This is a genomic window from Kurthia sp. FSL E2-0154 (assembly GCF_038003625.1).
Classification (GTDB): Bacteria; Bacillota; Bacilli; order Bacillales_A; family Planococcaceae; genus Kurthia; species Kurthia gibsonii.
In genome coordinates this window covers 2,866,360-2,891,738 of record NZ_JBBOPO010000001.1, presented here as the reverse complement: position 1 = coordinate 2,891,738, position 25,379 = coordinate 2,866,360, and the positions used below count along the sequence as shown (strand labels likewise).

The following is a 25,379-nucleotide window of genomic DNA, read 5'->3' as shown; positions in this document are numbered from 1 at the left end:
TACAAAAAAGGAAAAGAAAAATCTAACAAAAAATAGCTTTTTAAGAGAAAATAATTGATTATTATAGAGAATATTTTAACCTTTTAAAGAATTGAACTGTATTTTTATAAATGGTAATTCAGTTTTAACAACTTTAAAAACGAGGTATGGATTTTCGTCCACCCTCGTTTTTATTTTTATTCATTTAACCCTGTAATATACCAACCATTATCAAATCGTTCTACCGTATAAACATTTGTATATACAGCATCTTTCGAAGAACCATCTTCTTTATAAATTGTGTAATCTTCATCAACACTTACATGATACTTACTGTCATTTATTTTCTCATGATTCACAATTGTTGTATTATTTTCATTTACACCATTACCTTTATCGAAGCTATTTTCAATATATTGTTTTTGGCTTTTATAAAAACTAGAACTTGGTGAAATATAGCTTGATAAACTACTTGTATCACCAGAATTCATTGCATAACTAAATTCTGATAGATAACTTCTAACCGTTTGATCCATCTCATTTGTAATCTCTTCTTCTTCAATTGCTAATTCGTGTTCTTGCTCACGTTTTTCTTGCGCTGTTTGTTCTTGTTGATATTGTTTCATAGCTGCTTTAGCAGAAGCTTCTGCTACACGTTCAAATTTCTGTCCATCTTCTGATGATGAATAATGAATTGTCAATTTATCGTCTTCTAATGTAAAATCTGCAGCCAAATCTTCACCACTTGTCTTACCAACTGCTACAAAGTTCATAAATGAAGCACTATCTTTTTCGATTTTCAAACGAATTGGCTTTTCACTATACATCGTTGAAAAATCACCATTTTCTTTAATGACAACATAACTTGGTTCTTCACTATCTGTTGCTTTCCAATAGCCTGCGATGTCTTTAAAAGAAAGTGTATTACGATAGATTTCTTTATTCAAATAACTAACTGTTGAATAATGATTAAGTTCATCTGAGACTAATTTCACATCGTCAATATTACCCAAGTTCATATAATATAATTTATTCTCATCCGTTGCATACGCAACTGTACCATTCATATTCGCCATACTCTGTACATCTGATTCAATTTTTTGATGGTCTACCATTAAATCATGATCTTTAGTTAAATAAGCAACTTCACCTGTTTTTGAAATATATGATTCTTCTACATTTGAGGCAATTTTTTGCTGTTTTTCATCTTTTAGCATATACAATGTTTCGTCTTCATCTTGCATATATACTTCACCATTGTGTACAGAGAAATTCGAAATATCTGTTGCTAACTTTTTCGATGTGTCACGATCCTTAGCTGTTGTGAATAAATCACCATCACCTGTTAAATAAATTGTCTCGTGGTCTACCACTTGATAATCAATTACATCATCTGCAATTTTTGATGTACGATTTTGATCCTTCATATCGCTTACTTTAAGACTATTATCTTCATTTTCATTTGAAACAAAATAAATATCATTTGCATCCTTTTCAACCATATACAGCCCGACACTGTCACCAGTTATTTTTACGCCCTCTTTATCTTCATTTTCTTTGTAAAATAACATGTTATCTTCATTTGTATAAAATAGTTCTTCTCCATTAAATTTAAAAGCATTCACTTGTTCTGCTATAGTTTTTTCTTCACGTGTTTCTAAATTATAAACAAGAAGGTCCTGATCTTTACTTACATAATAAATTTGTTTGTCTTTTAGTGTATACTGCGACACACCGTTCCCAATTTTTTCAGTAACTACTTCTTTTTGACCTAAATCGATACTATATAGATTCTCGTCTTGATCACGGTAAAAAATAATATCACTATTATTTAGCTGTTCAAATGTCACAACATTTTTTGCTAATTTTTCTTTTGACGTTCCTGAAGCAACCTTATATAAGTCATAATCATCAGATAGGTATAAAACATAGTCTTTTTCTACGTTATAGTGGAAGTTCTGTTCTAATACGTCACTTGCAATTTTTTCATCTTCTTTTTGTCCTATTTTATGTATATATAAATCTCCGCTACCTAAACTATCCTCATTCATATGTTGTTGTTTATACATCATAAATGTTTGTTCCGCTGTTTCAGATACTTGTGTTTTTTGATTTGTACTTTCTTTACCACAACCAGCTAACAATAAAGCAAATGCGCCACTTGCAATGAAAAATTTCCATTTGTTTTTCATATTTCTCCTCCAAATTTTAGCCATTAAATTTTATTTTAAGCAATATGTACTAACGAAACAACCTTATGAGCAATATTTATAAAGAAAAATAGTAATTTTTTATAATAAATAAAAAGAGACTGCTTGAGTAGCAATCTCTTTCTCTATTTACGAAGCTTCATTTTGTAATTTTTTCGTTAGTTTTTCCAGCATGTCTTGTGTCATACGGTCTAAATCATATTTTGCTTGGAAACCCCATTCTTCTTTTGCAGCTGAACAATCGAGTGAATCTGGCCAGCTATCTGCAATCGCTTGGCGTGCTGGATCAACATCATAGTCCATTTCAAATGAAGGAATATACTTTTTAATCGATGCCGCAATCTCGCTTGGTTCAAAACTCATCGCTGTAATATTGAATGCATTACGATGTACTAATTTATCTGCATCTGCTTCCATCAATTGAACAATGGCATCGAGCGCATCTGGCATATACATCATATCCATGTATGTTCCTTCTGCAATATATGATGTGTACTTGCCTTCTGTAACTGCTTTATAGTAAATATCCACTGCGTAATCGGTCGTACCACCACCAGGAGGCGTCACATTTGAAATTAATCCTGGGAAACGAACGCCACGTGTATCGACACCAAACTTTGTATAGTAATAGTCACATAGCAATTCCCCGGCTACTTTATTCACGCCATACATCGTTGTTGGACGTTGTAATGTATCTTGTGGTGTATTTTCTTTTTGTGTTGTTGGACCAAATGCACCAATTGAACTTGGAGTAAAGAATTGAAGATCTAATTTACGTGCTACTTCAAGTGCATTCATTAGCCCACCCATATTTAAGTTCCATGCAAATACGGGGTTGTTTTCAGCTGTAGCTGATAATAAAGCTGCCATGTGCATTAATGTGTCTGCTTGGAAATCAGTTGCTAATTGTAACATCTTTTCCGCATCCATCACATCTAATATTTCAAAAGGACCTGTCGAGTGTGCAGGTTTACGAATATCTGTCGCTAAAACATTGTCACGTCCGTATTCTTTTCGTAATTTCTCCACTAACTCTGAGCCGATTTGACCGCACGCGCCTGTAATCATTATTTTCTTCATCTTTTTTCCTCCTCGTTGCGTTTACATTTGTGTTTTTCCAAAGGACATCTTTTCCGAGCATACATTTGAATTTTCAGAAAGGACATTTAACACGTTCCCAAAACCCTTTAAAATCAATATTTCTTAGTAAAATCATTATAAGCGTTCTATTTCTAAAATTCAACAAATTGTTTTTTTCAAGAGAACAGTTTGTATTCTACATGAAGGGGTATTTTATAGTTACTACATTAAAGGAGGAAAAAGCGATGCAACGTTTACACCTTATTTTTATTTTTTTAGGCGCTTTCTTACTGTGTAGTTTTTTAAATGATTTCGGATTACATCCATTTGTTCTCGTCTTGATTACGATGTTTTATCTTTTTTTATTTACTACGCTACCGCAAATATATACTATTTTCGGCACGCGAAATATACGAAAAATCGATCGTTTCTTATCACAAAAACAAACTTCTTCCCTCTATTCACATTTTTATATCGCTATTCATGATGGCGCTCCTCAACAGAAAAAAATCCTCGAACACTTATTACAAAATCCTATGCATGAACAAGAATACCCTTATTTCAAATCACTGTTATTACTGTTAGAAAAACGCTATGATGCAGCTTTTTTTGAAGCAGAAAAAATTCAAAAAGCAGAGATTCGTTATTATATTTTGGCACAAATTGAAATTGAGCGTGGGAATCACGCGAAAGCAAGTGATTATATCCATCGTCTTCAAAGTAAATGGCGCAGAGATACACTTCTCGCATTGCAAGCATTCTCTAAACAACAACTTGACGAATTTACACGTTGTTCTTCCAATGCACTGAAAAGAACGCGTGGGATTGAATACTATATGCTCTATCATCTATTTGAAAAATTAAAGCCAAACAAAACATTTAATTTACCATTTTGTTTGAGTGTATAAAAAGAGCTTGAAACAAAAGTATTTTTAACAAAGTAAATCCCGTATGATTTTTCAAAATCATACGGGATTTGTTCGTTCACATCAATTTTCGCTTCGAAAAACGCTTTCCGCGGGCATGGCTTCAAACTCCTCGTCACTACGTTCCTGTGGGGTTTTCAGCTCATGCTATTCCCGCAGGAGTCGTTTTCTACGCGTTCAATTGATTGGAAAAATTGTTAATTTAAACATTCACATTCAATATTATTGTTATAAAAAGAAGGTGCCTATTATGAAATGTATTTTCTGTAATGAAATATTAGAAGAACAAGTACTTCTTGAATCTAAAAATTATAAAGTAGTTTTTGATATTGACCCTATTCAATTTGGACATTTACTCATTATCTCGAAAAATCATGTCATGGATATTAGAGATATTACCCCTTCTCGATCTATTGAATTAATAGAATTAGAAAAATCGATAATTAATGTTTTCGAAAAATATTTTTCAGTTACTGGTATTAGTGTAATTCAAAATAATGGAAAAATTATGGATGATGATAGTCTAAATTATGGACACAGTAAATTGGGAGTTTATAAAGTATAATAGTCTCAATAATTTACTAGGAGTGTCTAAAATGACCAATCGAAAAAGTTACGACAAAGAATTCAAATTAGAGGCAGTACAGTTAGTTGAAAGTGGCAAGAGAGTTGCGGAAGTTGCACGTGAGCTAGACCTTGCGGAACAAACGTTACACAACTGGGTTAGAAAATTTGGTAAAGATGGAGAAGCTGCTTTTGTTGGTAGCGGAAATTTAAAACCAGAGGACAAGGCAAATAAAGAGTTACAAAAAAGAATCCGTGATCTAGAAGAGGAAAATGCCATCTTAAAAAAGGCTATGAGCATCTTTGCAAAAGACCAGAAGTAATTTATGACTTTATTCAACAGCACCGACACGAATACCGTGTGGCAAAGATGTGCGAAGTATTAGGTGTTTCAAGAAGTGGTTACTATGAGTGGCTGAACCGCCCAAAAAGTAAGCAAAAAGAGCGTAAAGAAAAGTTAACAAGCCAAATAAAACGAGTGTATTTAGATTCCAGAAGAAATTATGGTAGTCCTAAAATCACAAAACAATTGAATTCGGAAGGAGTCCATGTATCACAAAAAACAGTATCGAGAATTATGAAAAATGAAGGAATACGTTCAAAAACAGTGAAAAAATACAAAGCGACGACGAATTCAAAACATAATCTACCAATCTATTCGAATCTATTAGACCAGCAATTCAAAGTAGACCGACCTGGGAAAGTATGGGTAGCGGATATTACGTATATATGGACAAGTGAAGGATGGTTGTATCTAGCGACAATTATGGAGCTGTTTTCAAGGAGAATTATCGGATGGGCGATGGATGCGAGGATGACAAAAGAGTTAGTGATTCTTGCCTTAAAACGGGCAATTAGAGCTCAATCTCCAACTTCTGGACTTATTCATCACTCTGATCGTGGGAGCCAGTATGCATCGAAGGAATACCAACAAGTATTACGAACTAACGGAATCATCACAAGCATGAGCAGAAAAGGAAACTGTTACGATAATGCATGTATTGAGTCGTTTCATAGCGTGATCAAACGAGAACTAGTTTTTCACGAAAAGTATAAAACGAGAGATCAAGCCAAGAAAAGTATCATTGAATACATCGTTAGTTTCTATAACTACAAACGGATCCACTCATATACAAATTATATGTCGCCAGTTGCATACGAAAAGCAATATTTCGAAGTTTTACAGAAAGCTAGAGTCATATAATCTACCCCTTTTAACCTCACAAATAATTTAAGGGTTACGCCCCTTAAATTATTTGTGAGGCGAGCAAGCGATAGCGCGATAGATTCAGAGCGAAATCTCAATTTCCTCTGTCCATTTTCTTGACATAGTATCAGGATGAAGGAACACATTTTCATGTTCATTTAATTCCTAGATATACTGAAGATAATTTTTGGGGAAATCAGAATGTAAAACAACAAAAAATCCCACTTCAAGAACTTCAATCAAAATTAAAATCTATAACGGACTAAGTCGATATATACATACAATTTTAAAATAACGTTCCTAAATGCAAATTTAGGGTTATGGATTTGAACAAAAACTTATATAAAGAGACAATTTATTAATGCTGTGAATTTGCATTTTTTCGTCTTTATACTTCAATTCCAAAACCTTAGTTGAATAAAGATTTTCATCAATCGAGCGCGATTGTGAAAGAAGAACACTTTTCTTTTTTAAAAGTATTCTTTGAGAAAAAAGCTTTAAATAAAGACCCAAATTTTTTAAAACCTCCATTATCTCAATAAAGATTTAATAGAAGCGGTTTCATTTTATTATATACAATAAAACTTAAATCCCTTAAATGTAAGATGCTGTTTTATTTATTATACTTTTTATCTTATATTTTTAACTAAAAATATTCCTTTTATGGTATTTTATAGTTGGAGGTGTCAAAACATGAAAAAAATTTTTTTCACCCTAATTCTTTTATGTGTTAGCTTAACTGCCTATGTGGTCGTAGCCAAAATACCGAAAAAACAATCCTTACAGCACGATATTCTAACTAAGATTCAACTCTCTAAAGTAAAAGCAAATACACTCATTTCACCTGAAGATCAAATTTATCAAATTACTTCAGATGATTCTTCCACGCTACTTTCTTTAGTAAAATCAATGTCTGTAAAAAAATCAAAGACCCTAAAAACTACACAAGTATTTCATTCTCAGGTGTTGGTGACTCTTTTCAACTTTTCATTTATGAAAATAACTACATAACAATCCCAACACAAGATACTGATACAGTTTATGAGATTATCGAGCCAAAACTAGCGAAAAGACTACTCGATGTAACGAACAAAATACAAGAAAATAAGCAAAATTTACTCTCTAAATAGCGTATTCTAAAAAAGCTAGGACGCATCAGCCCTAGCTTCATTTTTTATTTCAATACATCTTGATACAATTCTGGTCTGCGATCATCATAGACTGGAATACGTGTGCGCACTTCATCAACTTTTGAAAAATCAACGTCGACAATCGCTAATTCCTCATCTTCTCCACCAGTCCATAAAATTTCACCCCATGGTTCGATTACCATCGACTGTCCGTTAAAGTTATCTTTATTGCGACTAATGCGATTGACTGCTACCACAAAACATTGATTTTCAATTGCACGTGCTTGTAATAAAGTTTTCCAATGATCAATTCGTGCAGTTGGCCACTGCGCTGAAACGAATAATACTTTTGCGCCGTTTAATGCGTGTAGACGTAACCATTCTGGGAAACGAATATCGTAGCAAATCACGCCTGCTGCATCTAAATCACCCAGTTTGAAATTATTTTGTGTGTTACCAGAAGATAAATGCAAGTGTTCATCCATCAAGCGGAATAAGTGTGCTTTATCGTATTCGCCTACTAGCTCACCCTCATTATTGTAGACGAGCATCGTATTATAGAATTTGTCGCCCTTTTTCGTTGCGACTGAACCACCAACAATATGAACATGCAATTCTTTTGCTAATTGTGATAAAAAGGCTTTTGTTCTTTCTCCGTCAATATCCGCAAGACCTTCAAGTTTTTCAAGTGCATAACTCGTATTCCACATCTCTGGTAGAATGACAATTTCTGCCCCTTTATTTGCAGCTTCTCGAATGAATTCTTCCACACGAGAAAAATTTTTTTCAACATCGCCAAAAGCAACTTGTAGCTGAATACAACCTAATTTCATCTCTCCACCACCTAGACTTTTTTTCTGAAAAGTATTATGATTCACGATAAAACTTCTACTATTCAGAATATTTCTTTCTCTATCATAACAAAAAAGCCAAAGGAGGCAACCAAATGCCTTATTCTGATTTACTCAAACAATTACCTGAACAATTTTTCGCTAAACTCGCAAAACGTGTAGCCGAAAAAGTTGCAGAAGGTCACGATATTATTAATTTAGGTCAGGGAAATCCAGACCGCCCGACACCTCCTCATATCGTCAAGGCGATGCAAGAGGCAACAGCCGATGTCGCGAATCATAAATATTCACCGTTTCGTGGAATTGATGAATTAAAAGAGGCGATTGTGACATTTTATAAACGTGAATATGATGTAACACTCGATGCTGAAACAGAAGTCGCTGTGCTATTCGGTGCGAAAGCTGGTCTAGTAGAACTGCCGCTGACACTCTTAAATGCTGGCGATACCATGTTACTTCCTGACCCTGGCTATCCCGACTATTTATCAGGTGTCGCACTTAGTCATGTAAACTTTGAAACGATGCCACTTCTTGCTGAAAATCAGTTTTTACCTGATTACGCGGAAATTGCACCTGATATTTTAGAACGTGCAAAATTAATGTATTTGAATTACCCGAATAATCCTACAGGTGCTACAGCGACACCTGCATTTTTTGAAGAAACGGTACAGCTTGCAAAACAGCATGACTTCGTTGTTATGCATGACTTCGCTTATGGAGCACTTGGTTTTGATGGTGTAAAACCGCCTAGTTTTTTACAAACAGAGGGTGCAAAAGAGATCGGTGTTGAATTTTATACCTTATCGAAAACGTATAATATGGCAGGATGGCGTGTTGGCTTTGCTGTCGGCAATAATGAAGTGATTGCAGGACTTAATTTGCTACAAGATCACCTTTATTGCAGCATTTTCCCAGCGATTCAAGTTGCCGCAGCACATGCATTAACAGGTCCACAAGATTGTGTAGAAGAACAATTGGCTATATATGAAGCTCGTCGTGAAGCACTTATTCAAGCATGTTCAAAAGTTGGATGGTCTGTCACAGCACCTGCCGGTAGTTTTTTTGCTTGGTTAAAAGTGCCTGAAGGTTATACGAGTGAAGCTTTTGCAAATCTTCTTTTAGAACAAGCTTCTGTTGCAGTTGCAGCAGGTAACGGATTCGGTCTACATGGCGAGGGTTACGTTCGCGTTGGTTTACTCGTATCGCCTGAACGATTAGTTGAAGCTGTAGAACGTATTGCACATCTACCTGAAATTTCGACTGTTTTTCGCTCGAAAGTGCATTAATTTTGTTTTCTCAAGAAAATAATGTTTGACTTTACTGAAAATTATCTATAGATTGAATATATCAAATAGTTATATAAAAATATAAAATCTCTTATCAAGAGTAGCTGAGGGACTGGCCCTATGAAGCTCGGCAACCTTCCAATACATCGGTATTGTGAAAGGTGCTAATTCCAGCAAGATGACAAAATCTTGATAGATAAGAGAGGTAAAACCAACACTTTCACCTCTCTTTTTGTTAAGAGAGGTTTTTTTATATACTACATACAAAAAGGAGCGTTTTATTTATGAAAAAAGCAACAGGAATCGTATTATCACTTGTATTATCAGCATCAGTATTAGCAGCATGTGGGAAGAAAACAGAAGATAGCCAAGCAGCAGCCGAAGATAACAAATTAGTATTAGGCGTAACAGGCGGACCACACGAAGAAATCGCAAAAAAAGCAGCGGAAGTAGCGAAAAAAGATGGTTTAGATGTTGAGATTAAAGCATTCTCTGATTATGTATTACCGAATACTTCTCTTGTAGAAGGTGACTTGGATGCAAACAGTTTCCAAACACTAACTTTCTTAGCGAACTTCAATAAAGAGAAAAATGAAAACCTTGTATCAGTTGGTACAACGATTTTAACGCCAATGGGTCTATATTCGAAAAAAGTGAAGAAATTAGAAGATTTAAAAGCAGGTTCAACAATCGCAATTCCAAATGATGCAGCAAATGGTGATCGTGCCCTACAAGTACTAGCAAGCAAAAAAGTTATTTCTCTAAAAGATACTGGCGATAAATTGGCAACACCAAAAGATATTGCAGAAAACAAAAACAAATTTAAATTTGTAGAACTAGAAGCTTCACAATTACCACGTCAATTAGATGAAGTAGATGCAGCAATGATTAATACGAACTTCGTTTTAGAAGCAGGCATTGATCCAAAAACAGCGCTACTACGTGAAAATACAGATTCACCACATATCAACGCAATTGTTGTAGAAGAATCACATAAAAATGACGCAGATGTGAAAAAATTCGTTAAAGCTTATCACTCAGAGACAGTGAAAAAATTCATTGAAGATGAATTTGACGGTGCAGTAATCCCTGTATTCGATAAGTAAACGGTTAGATTGAAAAGGAGGAGTCATCTATGATTGAGCTGAAAAATATTGAGAAAAATTTCGTTTCAAATAAAAAAGTCGTAACTGCTGTAAGAGATGTCAATCTTACAGTACCTGCTGGAGAAATTCATGGTGTTATTGGCTATAGTGGTGCTGGTAAAAGTACATTAATTCGTTGTGTGAATCTACTTGAACAACCATCAAAAGGACAAGTTCTAATCGATGGGAAAGATTTAACGAAGTTATCGGCATCTGGTTTGCGTAAAGTACGCAGTAAAGTCGGTATGATTTTCCAACACTTTAACTTATTAAAAACAGTCACAGTGTATGAAAATATCGCGATTCCATTAAAGCTAGCGGGTGTACCGAAAAAAGAATTAGGTGCACGTGTACAAAAATACCTACAAATTGTTGGTTTAGAAGACCGCGCAACGAACTATCCTGCTCAACTTTCTGGCGGGCAGAAACAACGTGTCGCGATTGCACGCGCCCTATCACTTGAACCGACTATTTTATTAAGCGATGAAGCGACTTCAGCACTCGACCCAGAAACGACGGATTCAATTTTAGATTTACTCCTAAAAATCAATCGTGAGCTTGGCATTACAATTTTATTAATTACACATGAAATGAATGTTATTCAAAAAATTTGCGACCATGTCTATGTGATGGAGAACGGTTCAGTTGTGGAACAAGGCTCGACAATTGAATTGTTCACAAATCCACAACATGCGACAACACGTAAATTTTTAAATACGATTTCACAACGTCAATTAAGTGATTCACTTATTGATTCCCTTCATGTAACAGGTGATGTAACACGTCTTACATTCGTTGGTGCAAGCACAGGGCAACCTGCACTTGCTGAGATTAGTAAACGTTTTGCCGTCACACCAAACATTTTAGCTGCAAATATTATCGAACTTAAAAATGGCATTGTCGGTAACATTACAGTGCATTTAGAAGGCGATGATGCAGCACGAGAACAGGCGTTACAATACCTTGAGCAATCAGGAATTCAAGTGGAACAGTTAGGAGGTCTTGTCTATGCGTGAATTTATTGATCAATGGGGCGATATTTTATGGGAAGGCGCGATTCAAACCTTCCAAATGACAAGTATCTCACTCATTATTGCTATCTTAATTGGTATCCCACTCGGTGTAGCAGTTGTGTTAACGCGTCCTGGACAACTTCTGGCAAATCGTTTTTTCTATCAAGTTTTAAATATTATCATTAATATTGTACGTTCAATTCCATTTATCATTTTATTATTCTTCATCATTCCATTTACAAAATTCATTGTTGGTACAACGATTGGCGTAGAAGGAATTATCGTACCACTTGTTCTTTATACAGCTCCTTACATCGCACGTCTAATGGAAACAGCTTTATTAGAAGTGGATCATGGTGTCATTGAAGCTTATAAGGCTATGGGTATGAAACGTGGACAAATTATTTGGCACGTATTACTACGTGAAGCACGTCCATCGATTATTTTAGGTTTAACACTTGCGACAGTGAGCTTAATTGGCGCAACAGCTATGGCTGGCCTTGTTGGTGGCGGCGGTTTAGGCGACATCGCTTATCGCTATGGTTTCCAACAATATGAAACACCATTAATGTATGTTGTCGTTATCTTGTTAATCTTACTCGTTCAAGTATTACAAACTATCGGGAATAAATGGTCAGCTCATTTAAAAAGAGATTAGCGCTTCATTTTTACAAAGGGTTCAAAGTCGAAATCAATTGATTTCGGCTTTTTATATGGTTTGAGACGAAGATAGAAAGTGAGATTTGGGTCATTCGGGTGTCGATTTGGGTCATTCGCTGAAGGTGTTGGGTCACTCGCTGCTCGATTTGGGCCATTCAACCGTCCAAACAGGACATTCGAAGGCGAAAATGGATCACTCGCACAAAACACCTAAATTGCTCCCTCTCTGCACTTTCTTCAAGGCTTTTGAGTAATTCAAGAGGACTTCATTTGACTAGGTTTATGTGAATTCGAACATTCGAACGTCATTTTGGGTCATTCGCTGAAGGTGTTGGGTCACTCGCTGCTCGATTCAGGTCATTCACTACGCCAAACGGGACATTCGAGGACGAAAATGGGTCACTCACTACGCCAACCAGGACATTCGAGGGCGAAAATGGGTCACTCGCCAGCAAAAATGGGGCATTCATCCGTCCAAACAGGACATTCGAGGGTGAAAATGGGGCACTCGCCCACTCAAACAAAAAAGGCTTCGAAAAATCCGAAGCCTTCATGAATCAATTTATTATTTAATAATGCCTAGCTCTTTTCCTACTTTTTCGTAGATTGCGAGTGCATCATCTAACATTTCTTTAGTATGTGCGGCAGTTGGCATATTACGTACGCGACCTGTACCTTTAGGAACGGTTGGGAAGACGATTGATTTTGCATAGACGCCTTCTTCAATTAAGCGTTTTGAGAATTGTTGTGTTAATGTTTCATCCCCAATAATACATGGTGTAATTGGTGTTTCGGAATGACCGATGTTGAAGCCTAACTTTTGTAATCCTGCTTTTAAGTAGTCCCCGTTTTCCCATAGGCGATCATGTAATTCTGTTGAATCCATAATCATTTGTACTGCTTCCGTAATTGCTGCTACATCTGCTGGTGGTAGCGCTGTTGAGAATAGGAATGGACGTGAGCGCACTTTTAACCAGTCAATTACATTTTGTTTACCAGCTACATAACCACCGACAACACCGATTGCTTTTGATAATGTACCGATTTGGAAGTCGATTTCATTTTGAAGACCAAAATGTTTTACAGTTCCCTTTCCTTTACCTGTAACGCCAGAACCATGCGCATCATCTACATACGTAATTAAATCAAATTCTTTTGCGATTTCCACAATTTCAGGTAGCTTCGCAATATCACCATCCATTGAAAATACGCCGTCTGTAATAACCATAATTTTATTATATAAGCCTGATTCTTTTGCGGCTTTTGCTTTTTCACGTAAATCATTCATATCTGAATGGTTGTAAGCGATGATTTTTGCTTTCGATAAACGACAACCGTCGATAATTGATGCATGATTCAATTGGTCTGAAAGAATCGCATCATTTTTATCCATAACAGCTGAAATTGCCGCCATATTACAGTTAAAGCCAGATTGATATGAAATAGCAGCTTCCGTCCCTTTGAACTCAGCTAATTTCTCTTCTAACTTCACGTGCAAATCCAGTGTACCGTTAATTGTACGCACAGCCCCTGCGCCAACACCGTATTTGTCGATTGCTTTTTTGGCTACTTCTTTTAATGTATCGTTCGTTGCTAAACCTAAATAGTTATTTGATGATAAATTAATCAGTTGTTGTCCTCTGATTGTAATGATTGGACCATTTGGACCTTCTACTGAGTCGATTTCATTATATAAACCTTGTGTACGAAGTTGTTGTAAATTCTCATCTACAAATGCATTTAAAACTTTAGACAATTGAATCATCCCCTCTATTGATGTTACTGTCATTGTACCATAAGTCGTTTCATATTGTGCATTGGAAAAGAACGCAAACCGTTGATTTAAAAGCATTTAGAAGTATTCCAAACATACTGTACAACTCAAAAACACATTTGTTTGTATGCAATAAAAAAACAGAATGTGATTTACACATTCTGCTTCACTTCTTCTTCTACAACGACTACCACTTTTTCTTTTGTAAGATATTGATACAAGCGCTCTGTATATTTGAAAGAAATTTGAATAACAGGACCGAGTACAAATACCATGATGACTGTTCCAAGACCAATTGGACCGCCAATTAAATAACCTGTCACTGCCACTAAGAATTCCATCGCTGTTCTTGCGACAGTAATACTTAATTTCAGGCGTTCTACCGCAATGAGCATGAGGCTATCACGAGGACCAGCGCCTAAATTCGCAGTAATATAAATCGCATCTCCAATCCCTAAAATAATGACACCTGATACGAAACAGATCAGTTGACCAACTGCTGTATGTACATCTGGAATAATCGCATTGAAAAAGTCGATGAATAAGCCTGTTAATGCCATATTCATAATCGTACCAATCTTCGGTAACTCTTTTAATACGATTGCGCTTAGAATAATAATGAGTAAACCTAAAAGAATTGACCATGTGCCAATTGTTAAGCCGAGACTTTGATATAATCCGACATGTAAAACATCCCATGAACCGACACCATAACTCTGTCCTTTAATCGTTAGCGCGACACCACAAGCTAAAATCGCAAGTCCACCGATAAAAAACATCCAGCGTAATGTGTAATGATTTTTCATTATTGCCTCCGTCTATCAGCACAACGCAAAAAAGAACCCGTCTGTTCAGGTTCTTTTTTCCATATGCTTGAATTTAAAATGATTGCATATTTCCGAGTTCAGACAAAATTCATTGTAACAAACAATTTAAGTTATTAACAAGTGATTGTTCCAAACTTTGCTTGTACGACTTGTGCTAATAATTGTGGTTGAATGCAAATTTGCATACCGCGTTTTCCTGCACTTACGAAGATTTCCGATTGTACTGTTGCGGCTTCATCAATCACTGTTGGATATAGTTTTTTCATGCCGATCGGTGAACAACCACCACGAATATATCCTGTATGTGCTAGTAGTTCTTTGACAGGTAAAAGGTCGATTTTCTTCTCGCCTACGAATTTCGCTGCTGCCTTTAAATCAAGCTCTTCTGCCACAGGAATCACAAACACATAGAGCTGCTTTTTCGCTGTTGTCGCAACTAACGTTTTAAAGACTTTCTCAACAGGCTCGCCAATTTCTTGTGCTGCTGTAACACCATCTAAATGTTCTTCATGTACATCATACTCTTTTAATGTGTACGGAATTTTTTGTTGATCCAACAAACGAACTGCATTCGTCTTTTGAACTTTCTTCGCCATTTCGCCACTTCCTTATGCGGTACAATAAATCATCGGTTCCAATACTTTGAAGCCACCGCGTGCCATCGACATTTGGAACTGATACGTCGCAAGTGCTTTTTCGGTTAAACGCTCTTTCGTCATCTGTTTTGCATCTTTTAATTGAACAGGTAACGGTTTTGGTAATCCTGTTTCAGGAAGAAGGTGAACCGTAACATCATCTTGCAACATCATCTCTGTTGGTGATTGTGTCGTACCTTGATTTTCTTCTATTGTCGCACGTTGTTGAAGATGCTGTAAAGATTCCTGTAAATTCGAATGATCCTCTTTTTCCTTTTTACCTGTCAATAAATTCACCAACTCTTCCAAACTCGGGTTTGCCGTTGGTGTGAAATATTTAGCTTGTTTTTTATACGCATCATCTACATTTTTCAATGTCACTAATTTTTTGCGTGCTTCAAACTCTGTAAAACGATTATTTAATAAGGATGCTAATCTCATATTCCTTCCTCCTCTCCACATGATATTGTTATATTTAGTGTATCATGTATCCAATTCAGTCAAAACCAACTAAATACACATCTTAAAATTCGGATTTCGGCACTTCTTTGTGACTAAAAAACCTATCACATAAACGCTGAAATGACTAGAATAACTATTCAAAATACTACTTTTTTGACACACTTTCCCTCGAACTATTTACCCTTTATTTCGGTAAATATCTACCTATATTTAGAAAATAGCTCTTATAATCAGAATATTCATACGAAAGAATCAAAAGATGTAAAAGAGTATATTTCTTATAAAGGTCTTTCGATATGGGTGCTTTTCAAAAAAAGATGATGAAAGTAAGACAAAAAGAATAGACTAGAACAAAATCACACTTGTTCTAGTCTAATGGTTCATATCATTTCACTTTATTCTTCTTTATTCCCAAATAACTTCGCAAGAGCATCTGCCATCGCTGTGTTTTCAGGTTCTTCTTTTTGTTGTGTTTTCATATATTTTTGAACGTCACGTTTTGAAACTTTTTGATTACCTGATTGTTTTTTACGCTTTTCAAAAGCTGAGAGTTTTTCACGATGTCCACATTTACATGCGAAAATACGTCCTTCACCTTCGCCGCGTAATTCTAATTTTTTATGACATACAGGGCAGCGCGCATTTGTAATTGTAGATACTTTTTTCTTGTTGCCACATGTACGATCTGAACATACGAGCATTTTGCCGCGTTTACCGTTTACTTCAAGCATTGGCTTGCCACATTCGCTACATACTTTCCCAGAAATATTATCATGTTTGAATTTCTGGTCACTTTTCTTAATATCTGAAATTGATTTTTGTGTAAAATCAATCATTTGACGCATGAAGTCAGCTTTTTTCGCCTGTCCTTTTGCAATCTTCGTCAATTGTGTCTCCCATTCAGCAGTTAGCGCTGGCGACTTTAAATCGGCTGGTGCTAAATCTAATAATTGGCGACCTTTTGACGTGGTATATAAATCATTACCTTTTTTCTCAATTACAAATGACTTGAATAGCTTTTCAATAATATCTGCGCGTGTCGCAACTGTACCGATACCGCCTGTTTCTTTTAATGTTTTAACTAATTCTTTCGACTCGTCATCCATGAATTGCGATGGATTTTCCATTGCCGCAAGTAATGTTCCTTCATTAAAACGAGCTGGTGGTTTTGTTTGACCTTCTGTTAAGGCAATGCCACGTAGACTGACTTGTTCACCTTTTTTAAATACAGGCAGTGTACGCTCATTCGACTGTTCGTCTTCTTGTAAATAAACAGCTTTCCAACCTTCATCGCGCACTGTATTTCCCTTTGCAGTGAATGTTTCATTCCCTACTTTTAATGTCACAACCGTTTGGTCATACTCATATGCACCGTAAAATACAGCTAAAAATCGTTTAACGATTAAATCATACAATTTATATTCTTTATCTGATAACGCACGTAAATTTACGACTTCTTCTGTTGGAATAATCGCATGGTGATCCGATACAAGCGCATCATTGACAACACCTTTTTGAGCTTGCGGTGTTCCCTTACTTAAAATTTTATTAGCAGCTGCACGATAATCACCAACAGCCGATGCTTTAATACGGTCTGTGAATGTACTCTTCATATCCGATGTTAAATGTTTTGAATCCGTACGTGGGTACGTCACAATTTTATGGCGTTCATATAGATTTTGTAGCGTAGAAAGTGTTTCTTTCGCTGACCAACCATAGCGTTTATGCGCCTCTTTTTGTAGTTCTGTTAAATCAAACAGATGTGGTGCTGGCGTACGTTTTGGTGTTGTTTTCACGTCTATAACTTCACCTGTTTTCACCGAATCGAGTGATTTTAATAACTGTTCCATCTTCTCTTTTTGGAACGATTGCGTTTGATTCGTTCCTTTTTCGTGCCATGTGAAGGTCACTGTATTCGTTAAAGCTTGCAAACCATAATATGTCTTCGGTTTGAAGTTTTTAATTTGTTGTTCACGATTCGCAATCATCGCAAGCGTCGGTGTTTGTACACGCCCTGTCGATAACTGCGCATTATATTTAACCGTTAATGCACGCGTCGCATTAATCCCGACAACCCAATCCGCTTCAGCACGTGCAACTGCTGCTTCATATAAATGATCATATTTACGACCGTCTTTTAAATTATTGAATCCCTCACGAATCGCTTGGTCTGTTACAGAAGAAATCCATAAACGTTTGATTGGTTTACGAGACTTCGCTTTCGCTAAAATCCAACGTGCTACAAGTTCTCCCTCACGCCCAGCATCTGTCGCGATAATGACTTCATTCACATCTTGACGATTCAATAATGTTTTGACCGCATTGAATTGTTTCGTCGTTTGACGAATTGGTACTAACTTGAATGGGTCTGGGATAATCGGTAAATCTTCCATCTTCCATTCTTTATATTTCACATCATATTGTTCCGGATCTGCATGTGTGACTAAATGACCTAACGCCCACGTCACGATATATTTGTCGCCTTCCAAAGATCCGTTACCTTTTTTCGTACATTTTAAAACGCGCGCAATATCGCGTGCAACGGATGGTTTTTCAGCAATAACTAATGATTTTGACATAATTCCGCTCCTCTCAATCTCCTTCTATTATAAGGGATAGATGAACAGACATACAAATACGCTATTGTGACAACTCCATCATCATCGCCTGCTTCTCTTTTGCAAAAGCATAATCTCCCTCATGAACAATTGCGCGCTGTTTTTCAATCCATACAATACGGTCAAATAACTTTTGTAAGAAATAACGGTCATGGCTAATCGCAATAATCGTTCCTTCAAACTGTTCTAAGTTTTCTTCTAACACTTCACGCGATTCAATATCTAAATGATTCGTCGGTTCATCTAAAATAAGCAGATTAATTTCTTGCTGCATGAGCTGTGCGAGTTTTAATCGCATACGCTCGCCACCACTCATATTTTTAAACTTTTTAAAGACATCTGCACCGTAAAATAAGAATTGTGCTAGAATATGGCGTGCTTCAGGCTCTGTCATCATCAACTCTGAACGAAAGACATCAATTAAACGGGCTTCTGGGTCTGCTTCAATTAAATGTTGTGCTAAATAACCGATTTTCACAGAACTCCCTAACTCCACAATGCCTTCGTCTGGCTGTTCCTCACCTAATAACATCTTCAATAATGTCGACTTACCCGCTCCATTTTCGCCAATAATCGCAAGCGTATCTTGCCAATACACATCAAATGTTACTTCTTTAAATAATAAACGGTCATAACTCTTTGCCACATCATAAAATTGTGCGACTTCTTTTCCGCTGCGCTCTGAAGCTGTTAATTGTAACTTCATTTTCTTTTGAACACGTGGTTTTTTCACTTTCTCCATGCGCTCTAACATACGCTCCATGACTTTTGCTTTTCGGTATAAATCAGGGTTCGGTGGACTTGCCTCATTTGCCCATTGGCGTAATCGACGAATCGCATCTCGAATCTTTTTAATTTTCTTTTGTTGTTCTTGATATTGTGAGAACTCGCGTGCATATTTATCTTCTTTTGCTTGTAAGAAAGCATCGTAATTCCCATGCGATACCCAAGCTTGTCCATCCTCAATTTCAATAACTTTCGTTACGACATGATTCATAAACTGACGATCATGTGATACAACAATGACCGTTCCTTTAAACTGCTGTAAATATTTTTCGAGCCACTCAATTGCATGTAAATCGAGGTGGTTCGTTGGTTCATCTAGTAGTAAAATATCAGGCTCTTGTAAGAGAATTTTGCACAGTGTGACCTTTGTTTTTTCGCCACCACTCAGTTGTTCAAAATTTTCTTCTACAAGATGGGTAATACCTAGACCTGTTGATACGTACGAAATTTTCGAATCTAAAATATAGCCATCATTCGCTTCGAATTGTTCTTGTAGCGTGCCGTATTTTTTTAACAGTGACTCCAAATCATCACTTGTCGCCATCTGTTGTTCCAGCTGCTTCATGTTCTTTTGAATGTGATTCAGCTTGTCGAACGCTTCATACATCACATCATATACTGTCATGTCGGGATAATTCGGAATCTGATGAAGAAAACCAACGTGGCTCCCTTTTGCCTTAATGATTCTTCCCGTATCTACTGCCTCTTCTTCCGCCATAATTTTTAATAATGTCGTCTTACCACAACCATTATTTCCAACAATTGCGACATGTTCGCCTGCGTGAATATCGACTGTTAACTCTTGAAATAGTGGATGCCCACCAAAATTTTTCGTGATTTTTTCTGCTTTAATATACATTGTTGTTTCCTCCATTTAAGTAGCTGAGAAAACAAAAAGGACTACTCATTAACGAGCAGTCCCCCTACAAATTCTTCTGTGAAGGAATGGTTAATCAGCTACGGTTCATATTTTCGATTGACTTAAAAATAGACAGACCTGTCCCGTTAGCTTGTAAATCGAAAGTCATGACACGTGTTAAATACGTTGCTGTATCAAGTTGTACACCTGTCGCCGTTACTGATTTTTTCATTTCCTTCACCTCCGTTCAAATTAGTTAATGACTATTATAGCAAATTATCAGTTTTTTCGCAAAAAACATTGATATTCATCCTCGATATATTTCTAAAAAGATTTCATTATATGGGACGTGATTTATTCATTTATTTTAAATAATAGTTTTAAATCAGCGATAATTTCAGATAATGAAATATCAGGAACAAGGCTTGAGATATCTTTATCTTCTTGTTCTATTTTTATTAAAAATTCATTAATGTGTCCTTTAATTACTTCATTCTATAGCTCATGGATAGGGGTCTAGGAATTTTTAAAGGTTCTTCAGGTAAAATCTCTGGCTTTTTTCCAGTTACACCCTCAATATAATTAAATAAATCGTTCATATAATCAACTCCAAAAATTGATTTAATAATATTCAATAGCTTTTTAATTTAAATGACGCACCTCTCCTCTCCATCATAAAAGATGAAAACGAGATTGTTATGGTGAACAGACCATCTATCCTTTATTACAAAAACATGCCCACTGGATTAGTTGGTCAGATTAATTTCTGAAATTCATATACCAAAATAAATAAAAGCAAACGATATTGGATTTTTAAATAAACTCCAAAGTCGTTTGCTTTTTATGTTTAATCTAGTGGTTCTTTCGGTAAGTTTGCGCTTAACTCGCAATATTTTACGAAGACGCGTGCTAATTCTTGTAAACGTTCATGCACATTTTCGTCGATAATGTTATTTTGGTCGTCAAAGTGACTTGTATGTGTGTACACATAGTTTGGTGTCACTAATGCGCGGAAATAATCTAAAATTGGTTTGAATTGATTTTCTACTACTAAATGATGTTGATGTGTTCCACCGTTTGCAACAATTGATACGGGTTTATAGCGTAATGCTTTCGGATTTAAAAAGTCGAGCGCATTTTTTAAGACGCCTGGAATCGAACCTTGGAAAATAGGTGTTGCAAAAATATAGCCATCTGCCGATTCTAATTTGCGGACTAGCTCTTGCATCCCCGTATTATATTGATCGAATGGACGACCATCTACAATTTGATGTTCATAATCTGAAAAACGTACAAGCTCTAAATCAAGCGTACCATCGAACTGCTCAATGTATCCTTGAATTTCTTCTAAAATCGCGCCTGTTTTTCGACCTAAAACTGTTCCATCTACTAATAAAATCTTCATCTCACGTGACCTCCATTTATCTACTTCTACAAACTCATTGTAACAAACACCCTACCCTTTCAATAGCAACTCTACTTCATTTTTAGACAAATCAGTCTTTCGACGGAAAGCGAAATTTGCTTTCTTTCTAGGAGTGACTTCCTATGTTACAATATTCTCTATGAGTATTAAAATGAAATGCTAATGCATTTTTCAATAAAGGAGCGTATATATAATGGCGACAAAAGCAGAAATTGAGTATCAAATTCTTGAGCTGAAAAGCGACTATATCCGTCAACAAGGTGATATCGAAAAATTAGAGGCAACTGGCTATCCACAAAAGATTGAACAGGCTGAACAGCGTCTAAAAGATATGGAAACACAACTTGCCCAATTGAACACAGAATTAGCGAAATTTTAATCATCTGGCAAAAGGTTATTTTAAAAACCTTTTATTTTTAAGCAGGAGGAAACTATTTTTATGGCAATTTTAACAGTCGAAAAGCTCGGTCATTCTTTCGGAGACCGTATACTTTTCAAAGATGTGTCGTTTCGTATTGTAGAAGGAGAACACGTAGGGCTTGTAGGTGCAAACGGTGTTGGTAAATCAACAATGATGAGTATTTTAACAGGTCAACTCATCCATGATGAAGGTCGCGTAGAGTGGTTACCAAACACACATTACGGTTATTTAGACCAGCACGCTGTATTAACACCAGGTCGTTCAATGCGTGAAACATTAAGCGATGCGTTCCTTCCACTTTATAAAAAAGAAGAACAATTAAATGAAATTACAGGTAAAATGGCGGAAGCGTCACCTGAACAATTAGAAGAATTACTTGAAGAAATGGCTGAAATTCAAGATGCGCTTGATGCAGGTGATTTCTATACACTCGATATGAAAATCGATGAAGTGGCGCGTGGTCTTGGACTAGATGCAATTGGTTTAGATCGTGATGTAACCGCTCTTTCAGGTGGTCAACGTACGAAGCTTTTACTCGCGAAATTATTACTTGAAAAGCCAAAAGTATTATTATTAGATGAGCCGACAAACTATTTAGATGAAGAACATATCACATGGTTGAAAAACTATTTAAAAGATTACCCCCACGCATTCCTTCTCATCTCGCATGATGTAGAGTTTATGAATGATGTAGTCGGTGTTATCTTCCACTTAGAATTCTCAAAACTATCTCGTTATACAGCAACATATGAGAAGTTTTTAGAGTTAGCTGAAATTAATAAGCGCCAACATATTGATGCATATGAAAAGCAACAAGAATTCATTAAAAAACAAGAGACATTCATCCAAAAGAATAAGGCGCGTTTCTCGACAACGGGTCGTGCGAAATCACGTCAAAAACAATTGGATCGTATGGAGCGAATTGACCGTCCTGAAACAGCGGCGAAACCACAATTTAGTTTTAAAGAATCACGTAGTTCAAGTCGCTATGTAGTAGAAGCAAAAGATTTATTAATTGGTTATGATAAACCACTTCTTCCACCGCTTACTTTCGAAATTGAACGCGGTGAAAAGATTGCATTAGTTGGAATGAACGGTGTTGGTAAATCAACACTTCTAAAAACCATGCTTGGTAAAATCCCTGCACTTGGTGGCGATGTACAACGTGGTGACTTCTTATTCCCTTCTTACTTCGAACAAGAAGTAAAAGGCGGTAATGAAACACCAATCGATGTCATTTGGAATGCGTTCCCTTCATTAGAACAGGCGACTGTGCGTGCATTACTAGCGAAAACCGGCTTAAAGAATGAACATATTTCACGTCCAATGGCTCATTTATCAGGTGGCGAACAAGCAAAAGTACGTCTATGTCGCCTAATGATGGATGAATCGAACTGGATGCTATTCGATGAGCCGACTAACCACTTAGACGTGGATGCAAAAGAAGAATTAAAACGTGCAATGAAAGAATATAAAGGCACAATCGTTCTTGTCAGTCACGAACCTGAATTCTACGATGGTCTCGTAACAAAAGTTTGGGACGTTGCAGAATGGTTCTCTAAAGGACAACAATAATACAAAAAGAGGCTGGGACAAAACCCTAGTTAAAAGCAAGAGAGCTTCGGCACATGAAAATGCCGAAGCTCTTTTTGGTCTGTCTGCGGATGTTCGTTTTGGGCGATGCTTTTCGCGGGCACGGCTTCATCTCATGTTGGCGATGCATCGCCAACATGGATATTCCGCTCGTGCTGTTCCCGCAGAAGTCACGCCCTCACGCCCATCTAAAACAAAAAATAGGATACAAAAAAAGAGCCTTTCCTGTTAAAATTTAAGTATCTTACCACAAAAATAATAAAAGGAAGTGCTCTTTATGTATAAAAACTATAACATGAATCAAGTGATTTTACCATTAGATTTTGAAATGAAACTAGCTGAAAAAGATATTGCTTTTTCGATCCATCATTTAGTCGAAAGTATTCCAGAAGAAGCTTTCGCTCCTTTCTACAAAGCGACAGGTTGTCCTTCTTATCACCCTAAAATGATGTTGAAAATTATTTTATGTGGTTATACACAATCTATTTTTTCAGGTCGCCGGATGGAAGATTTAACAAAAGATAGTGTACGTATGATGTGGTTAGCACAAGGTTACGAACCAAGTTACCGTACGATTAATCGTTTTCGCGTTCATCCACAGATGCAAGAACTTCTAAAACAATGCTTTATCCAATTCCGGTGTCGATTAATTGAAGAAAAATGCATTGACCAACAAGCAATCTTCATTGATGGTACAAAAATTGAAGCGAATGCCAATAAGTTCACTTTTGTATGGAAGAAGTCGGTTGAAAACTATCAAGCTAGTATGATTGAAAAGTCTAATGCCTTATACGAGCAACTCGTAGAAGAACGTATTTTGCCTGCCATTCAAAAGGAACAAGACGATGCTTTGTCTAGTGAAGAGCTAGAACAAGTCGCTTCGACATTAGAAGAAGTGATTGATGATTATACAGAAAAGCTGGAAGCTTCCTCTGATTCAAGTGAACGAAAACAATTACGCGCTGCACGTAAAACACCGAAACAATATTTAAAACAAGTGAAAGATTGGATTGTCCGAAAAAGACAATATCGCCTTCATTTACAACAGATGGGTACACGAAATAGTTATTCAAAAACCGATGTCGACGCGACATTTATGCGTATGAAAGACGATTATATGAAGAATGGACAACTGAAACCCGGTTACAATGTTCAAATCGCAACAGAAAATCAATATGTCCTTGCTTATGAGGTGTATCCGAATCCGACAGATACAAAAACGCTCGTGCCCTTTTTACAAGATATTCAAGCTCATTATTTTGAATTACCTGAACATATTGTCGCCGATGCAGGTTATGGTAGTGAACCGAACTATCAATACGTGGTAGAAACACTCCAACGTAAAGCATTAATTACATATGGTATGTATCGCAAAGAACAGCAACGAAAATATCTTAAAGATCCTTTTAAAACAAGCAATTGGGCATATAACGCAACGACAGATTGTTATACGTGCCCGAATGGACAATTAGTAACGTATCAATACGACTCAACACGTACGGACAAAACAGGATTTACACGTCATTTTAAAATATATACATGTGAAGACTGTTCAGGATGCCCTTTCCGTTCATCTTGTACAAAAGCACGTGAAGGAAACAATCGAAGATTGGCCATCAATACGCATTGGGAAGAACAGAAGAAAATGATTCAAGCGACGCTTTCAGAAGCAAAAACAGGCGCCATTTATCGAAAACGAAAAATCGATGTGGAACCAGTTTTTGGATTTTTGAAGGCGAATTTAGGTTTCACTCGATTTTCACTTCGTGGAAAATCGAAGGTCCGAAATGAAATCGGACTTGCCTTAATGGCGACCAACCTAAGAAAGTATGCGATGAGAGGGTAAAACCCTCCCATCACTTATGAAAAAAATCACACAAAAAAGGAGATTGCCTGCGCAATCTCCTTTTTTGTGTGACTGAGAGCT

24 protein-coding genes and 1 riboswitch are annotated in these 25,379 nt (G+C 36.4%); of the genes, 12 read left to right on the top strand and 12 right to left on the bottom strand.

Annotation, left to right across the window (positions count from 1 at the left end; translation table 11 throughout):
* Positions 1 to 176: 176 nt before the first annotated feature.
* Together MHB75_RS14450 and MHB75_RS14445 are read right to left on the bottom strand one after the other, a co-directional pair.
* On the bottom strand, positions 177 to 2,171 hold the full coding sequence (locus tag MHB75_RS14450; protein ID WP_340998483.1) for a TcaA NTF2-like domain-containing protein: 1,995 nt from the start codon (positions 2,169 to 2,171) through the stop codon (positions 177 to 179).
* 147 nt (positions 2,172 to 2,318) lie between these two features.
* On the bottom strand, positions 2,319 to 3,269 hold the full coding sequence (locus tag MHB75_RS14445) for an L-threonine 3-dehydrogenase (protein ID WP_325921915.1): 951 nt from the start codon (positions 3,267 to 3,269) through the stop codon (positions 2,319 to 2,321).
* Positions 3,270 to 3,514: 245 nt separating this feature from the next.
* On the opposite strand from MHB75_RS14445, the gene MHB75_RS14440 reads away from it, so the two are divergent.
* The 4 genes from MHB75_RS14440 (at position 3,515) to MHB75_RS14425 (ending at position 6,977) form a co-directional block, all read left to right on the top strand.
* On the top strand, positions 3,515 to 4,177 hold the full coding sequence (locus tag MHB75_RS14440) for a hypothetical protein (RefSeq protein WP_141275124.1): 663 nt from the start codon (positions 3,515 to 3,517) through the stop codon (positions 4,175 to 4,177).
* 268 nt (positions 4,178 to 4,445) lie between these two features.
* Positions 4,446 to 4,760 (top strand): HIT family protein, encoded by a 315-nt coding sequence (locus MHB75_RS14435; RefSeq protein WP_340998477.1) that lies wholly within the window; start codon positions 4,446 to 4,448, stop codon positions 4,758 to 4,760.
* A gap of 31 nt (positions 4,761 to 4,791) precedes the next feature.
* Positions 4,792 to 5,963, top strand: a protein-coding gene (locus tag MHB75_RS14430; RefSeq protein ID WP_340995027.1) for an IS3 family transposase whose coding sequence is annotated in 2 segments (ribosomal slippage) — positions 4,792 to 5,053 and positions 5,053 to 5,963 — 1,173 coding nt in all. Because the reading frame shifts where the segments join, the coding sequence is not laid out codon by codon here.
* Between the two features lie 696 nt (positions 5,964 to 6,659).
* Entirely contained in the window at positions 6,660 to 6,977 is a 318-nt protein-coding gene (locus MHB75_RS14425) for a hypothetical protein (protein WP_340998475.1), read from the top strand.
* A 163-nt stretch (positions 6,978 to 7,140) separates the two neighbouring features.
* Here MHB75_RS14425 and MHB75_RS14420 read toward each other — a convergent pair whose 3' ends face one another.
* A complete protein-coding gene (locus tag MHB75_RS14420) occupies positions 7,141 to 7,929 on the bottom strand; it encodes a carbon-nitrogen family hydrolase (protein WP_141275070.1) in 789 nt (262 codons plus the stop codon).
* A 113-nt stretch (positions 7,930 to 8,042) separates the two neighbouring features.
* Between MHB75_RS14420 and MHB75_RS14415 the strand changes: the two genes are divergently transcribed.
* From MHB75_RS14415 to MHB75_RS14400, 4 genes are all read left to right on the top strand, one after another.
* On the top strand, positions 8,043 to 9,233 hold the full coding sequence (locus tag MHB75_RS14415; RefSeq protein WP_340998474.1) for a pyridoxal phosphate-dependent aminotransferase: 1,191 nt from the start codon (positions 8,043 to 8,045) through the stop codon (positions 9,231 to 9,233).
* An 88-nt stretch (positions 9,234 to 9,321) separates the two neighbouring features.
* Positions 9,322 to 9,436: riboswitch (SAM riboswitch) on the top strand.
* 81 nt (positions 9,437 to 9,517) lie between these two features.
* On the top strand, positions 9,518 to 10,339 hold the full coding sequence (locus MHB75_RS14410; protein WP_068456119.1) for a MetQ/NlpA family ABC transporter substrate-binding protein: 822 nt from the start codon (positions 9,518 to 9,520) through the stop codon (positions 10,337 to 10,339).
* A gap of 29 nt (positions 10,340 to 10,368) precedes the next feature.
* On the top strand, positions 10,369 to 11,394 hold the full coding sequence (locus tag MHB75_RS14405; RefSeq protein WP_141275072.1) for a methionine ABC transporter ATP-binding protein: 1,026 nt from the start codon (positions 10,369 to 10,371) through the stop codon (positions 11,392 to 11,394).
* A complete protein-coding gene (locus tag MHB75_RS14400) occupies positions 11,381 to 12,049 on the top strand; it encodes a methionine ABC transporter permease (RefSeq protein WP_197409922.1) in 669 nt (222 codons plus the stop codon). Before MHB75_RS14405 ends, MHB75_RS14400 begins: the two co-directional genes overlap by 14 nt.
* On the opposite strand, the gene MHB75_RS14395 is transcribed toward MHB75_RS14400, so the two are convergent.
* From MHB75_RS14395 to MHB75_RS14355, 9 genes are all read right to left on the bottom strand, one after another.
* Positions 12,046 to 12,261: a hypothetical protein gene (locus MHB75_RS14395; RefSeq protein WP_340998471.1), complete on the bottom strand. Its 216-nt coding sequence runs from the start codon at positions 12,259 to 12,261 to the stop codon at positions 12,046 to 12,048. The two genes, MHB75_RS14400 and MHB75_RS14395, sit on opposite strands and share 4 nt — an antisense overlap.
* Positions 12,262 to 12,616: 355 nt before the next feature.
* The gene (locus tag MHB75_RS14390; RefSeq protein WP_197409961.1) at positions 12,617 to 13,816 is read right to left on the bottom strand and encodes a glycine C-acetyltransferase; all 1,200 of its coding nucleotides are present in this window, start codon (positions 13,814 to 13,816) and stop codon (positions 12,617 to 12,619) included.
* Positions 13,817 to 13,977: 161 nt separating this feature from the next.
* Positions 13,978 to 14,631 carry a YczE/YyaS/YitT family protein gene (locus MHB75_RS14385; protein ID WP_068456136.1) on the bottom strand — a complete coding sequence of 218 codons (654 nt, stop codon included), beginning with the start codon at positions 14,629 to 14,631 and terminating at the stop codon, positions 13,978 to 13,980.
* A 134-nt stretch (positions 14,632 to 14,765) separates the two neighbouring features.
* Positions 14,766 to 15,248 (bottom strand): Cys-tRNA(Pro) deacylase, encoded by a 483-nt coding sequence (ybaK, locus tag MHB75_RS14380; protein ID WP_068456139.1) that lies wholly within the window; start codon positions 15,246 to 15,248, stop codon positions 14,766 to 14,768.
* A gap of 12 nt (positions 15,249 to 15,260) precedes the next feature.
* A complete protein-coding gene (locus tag MHB75_RS14375) occupies positions 15,261 to 15,728 on the bottom strand; it encodes a hypothetical protein (protein WP_087680875.1) in 468 nt (155 codons plus the stop codon).
* 416 nt (positions 15,729 to 16,144) lie between these two features.
* The gene (locus MHB75_RS14370) at positions 16,145 to 18,328 is read right to left on the bottom strand and encodes a DNA topoisomerase III (protein ID WP_340998468.1); all 2,184 of its coding nucleotides are present in this window, start codon (positions 18,326 to 18,328) and stop codon (positions 16,145 to 16,147) included.
* A 61-nt stretch (positions 18,329 to 18,389) separates the two neighbouring features.
* The gene (gene abc-f / locus MHB75_RS14365; RefSeq protein ID WP_340998466.1) at positions 18,390 to 20,012 is read right to left on the bottom strand and encodes a ribosomal protection-like ABC-F family protein; all 1,623 of its coding nucleotides are present in this window, start codon (positions 20,010 to 20,012) and stop codon (positions 18,390 to 18,392) included.
* A gap of 94 nt (positions 20,013 to 20,106) precedes the next feature.
* Positions 20,107 to 20,244 (bottom strand): hypothetical protein, encoded by a 138-nt coding sequence (locus MHB75_RS14360; protein ID WP_165442642.1) that lies wholly within the window; start codon positions 20,242 to 20,244, stop codon positions 20,107 to 20,109.
* Positions 20,245 to 20,859: 615 nt separating this feature from the next.
* Positions 20,860 to 21,417: an NADPH-dependent FMN reductase gene (locus MHB75_RS14355; RefSeq protein WP_141273954.1), complete on the bottom strand. Its 558-nt coding sequence runs from the start codon at positions 21,415 to 21,417 to the stop codon at positions 20,860 to 20,862.
* A 214-nt stretch (positions 21,418 to 21,631) separates the two neighbouring features.
* Between MHB75_RS14355 and MHB75_RS14350 the strand changes: the two genes are divergently transcribed.
* The 4 genes from MHB75_RS14350 to MHB75_RS14335 are packed head-to-tail and all read left to right on the top strand — an operon-like array spanning position 21,632 to position 25,298.
* Positions 21,632 to 21,817, top strand: coding sequence for an SE1832 family protein (locus MHB75_RS14350; protein WP_141273953.1), 186 nt, complete (start codon positions 21,632 to 21,634; stop codon positions 21,815 to 21,817).
* 60 nt (positions 21,818 to 21,877) lie between these two features.
* A complete protein-coding gene (locus MHB75_RS14345; protein WP_340998463.1) occupies positions 21,878 to 23,434 on the top strand; it encodes an ABC-F family ATP-binding cassette domain-containing protein in 1,557 nt (518 codons plus the stop codon).
* Positions 23,435 to 23,487: 53 nt separating this feature from the next.
* Entirely contained in the window at positions 23,488 to 23,691 is a 204-nt protein-coding gene (locus MHB75_RS14340) for a hypothetical protein (protein WP_340995029.1), read from the top strand.
* A gap of 38 nt (positions 23,692 to 23,729) precedes the next feature.
* Positions 23,730 to 25,298, top strand: a complete 1,569-nt coding sequence (locus tag MHB75_RS14335; protein ID WP_340998461.1) for an IS1182 family transposase — start codon at positions 23,730 to 23,732, stop codon at positions 25,296 to 25,298.
* Positions 25,299 to 25,379: the final 81 nt, after the last annotated feature.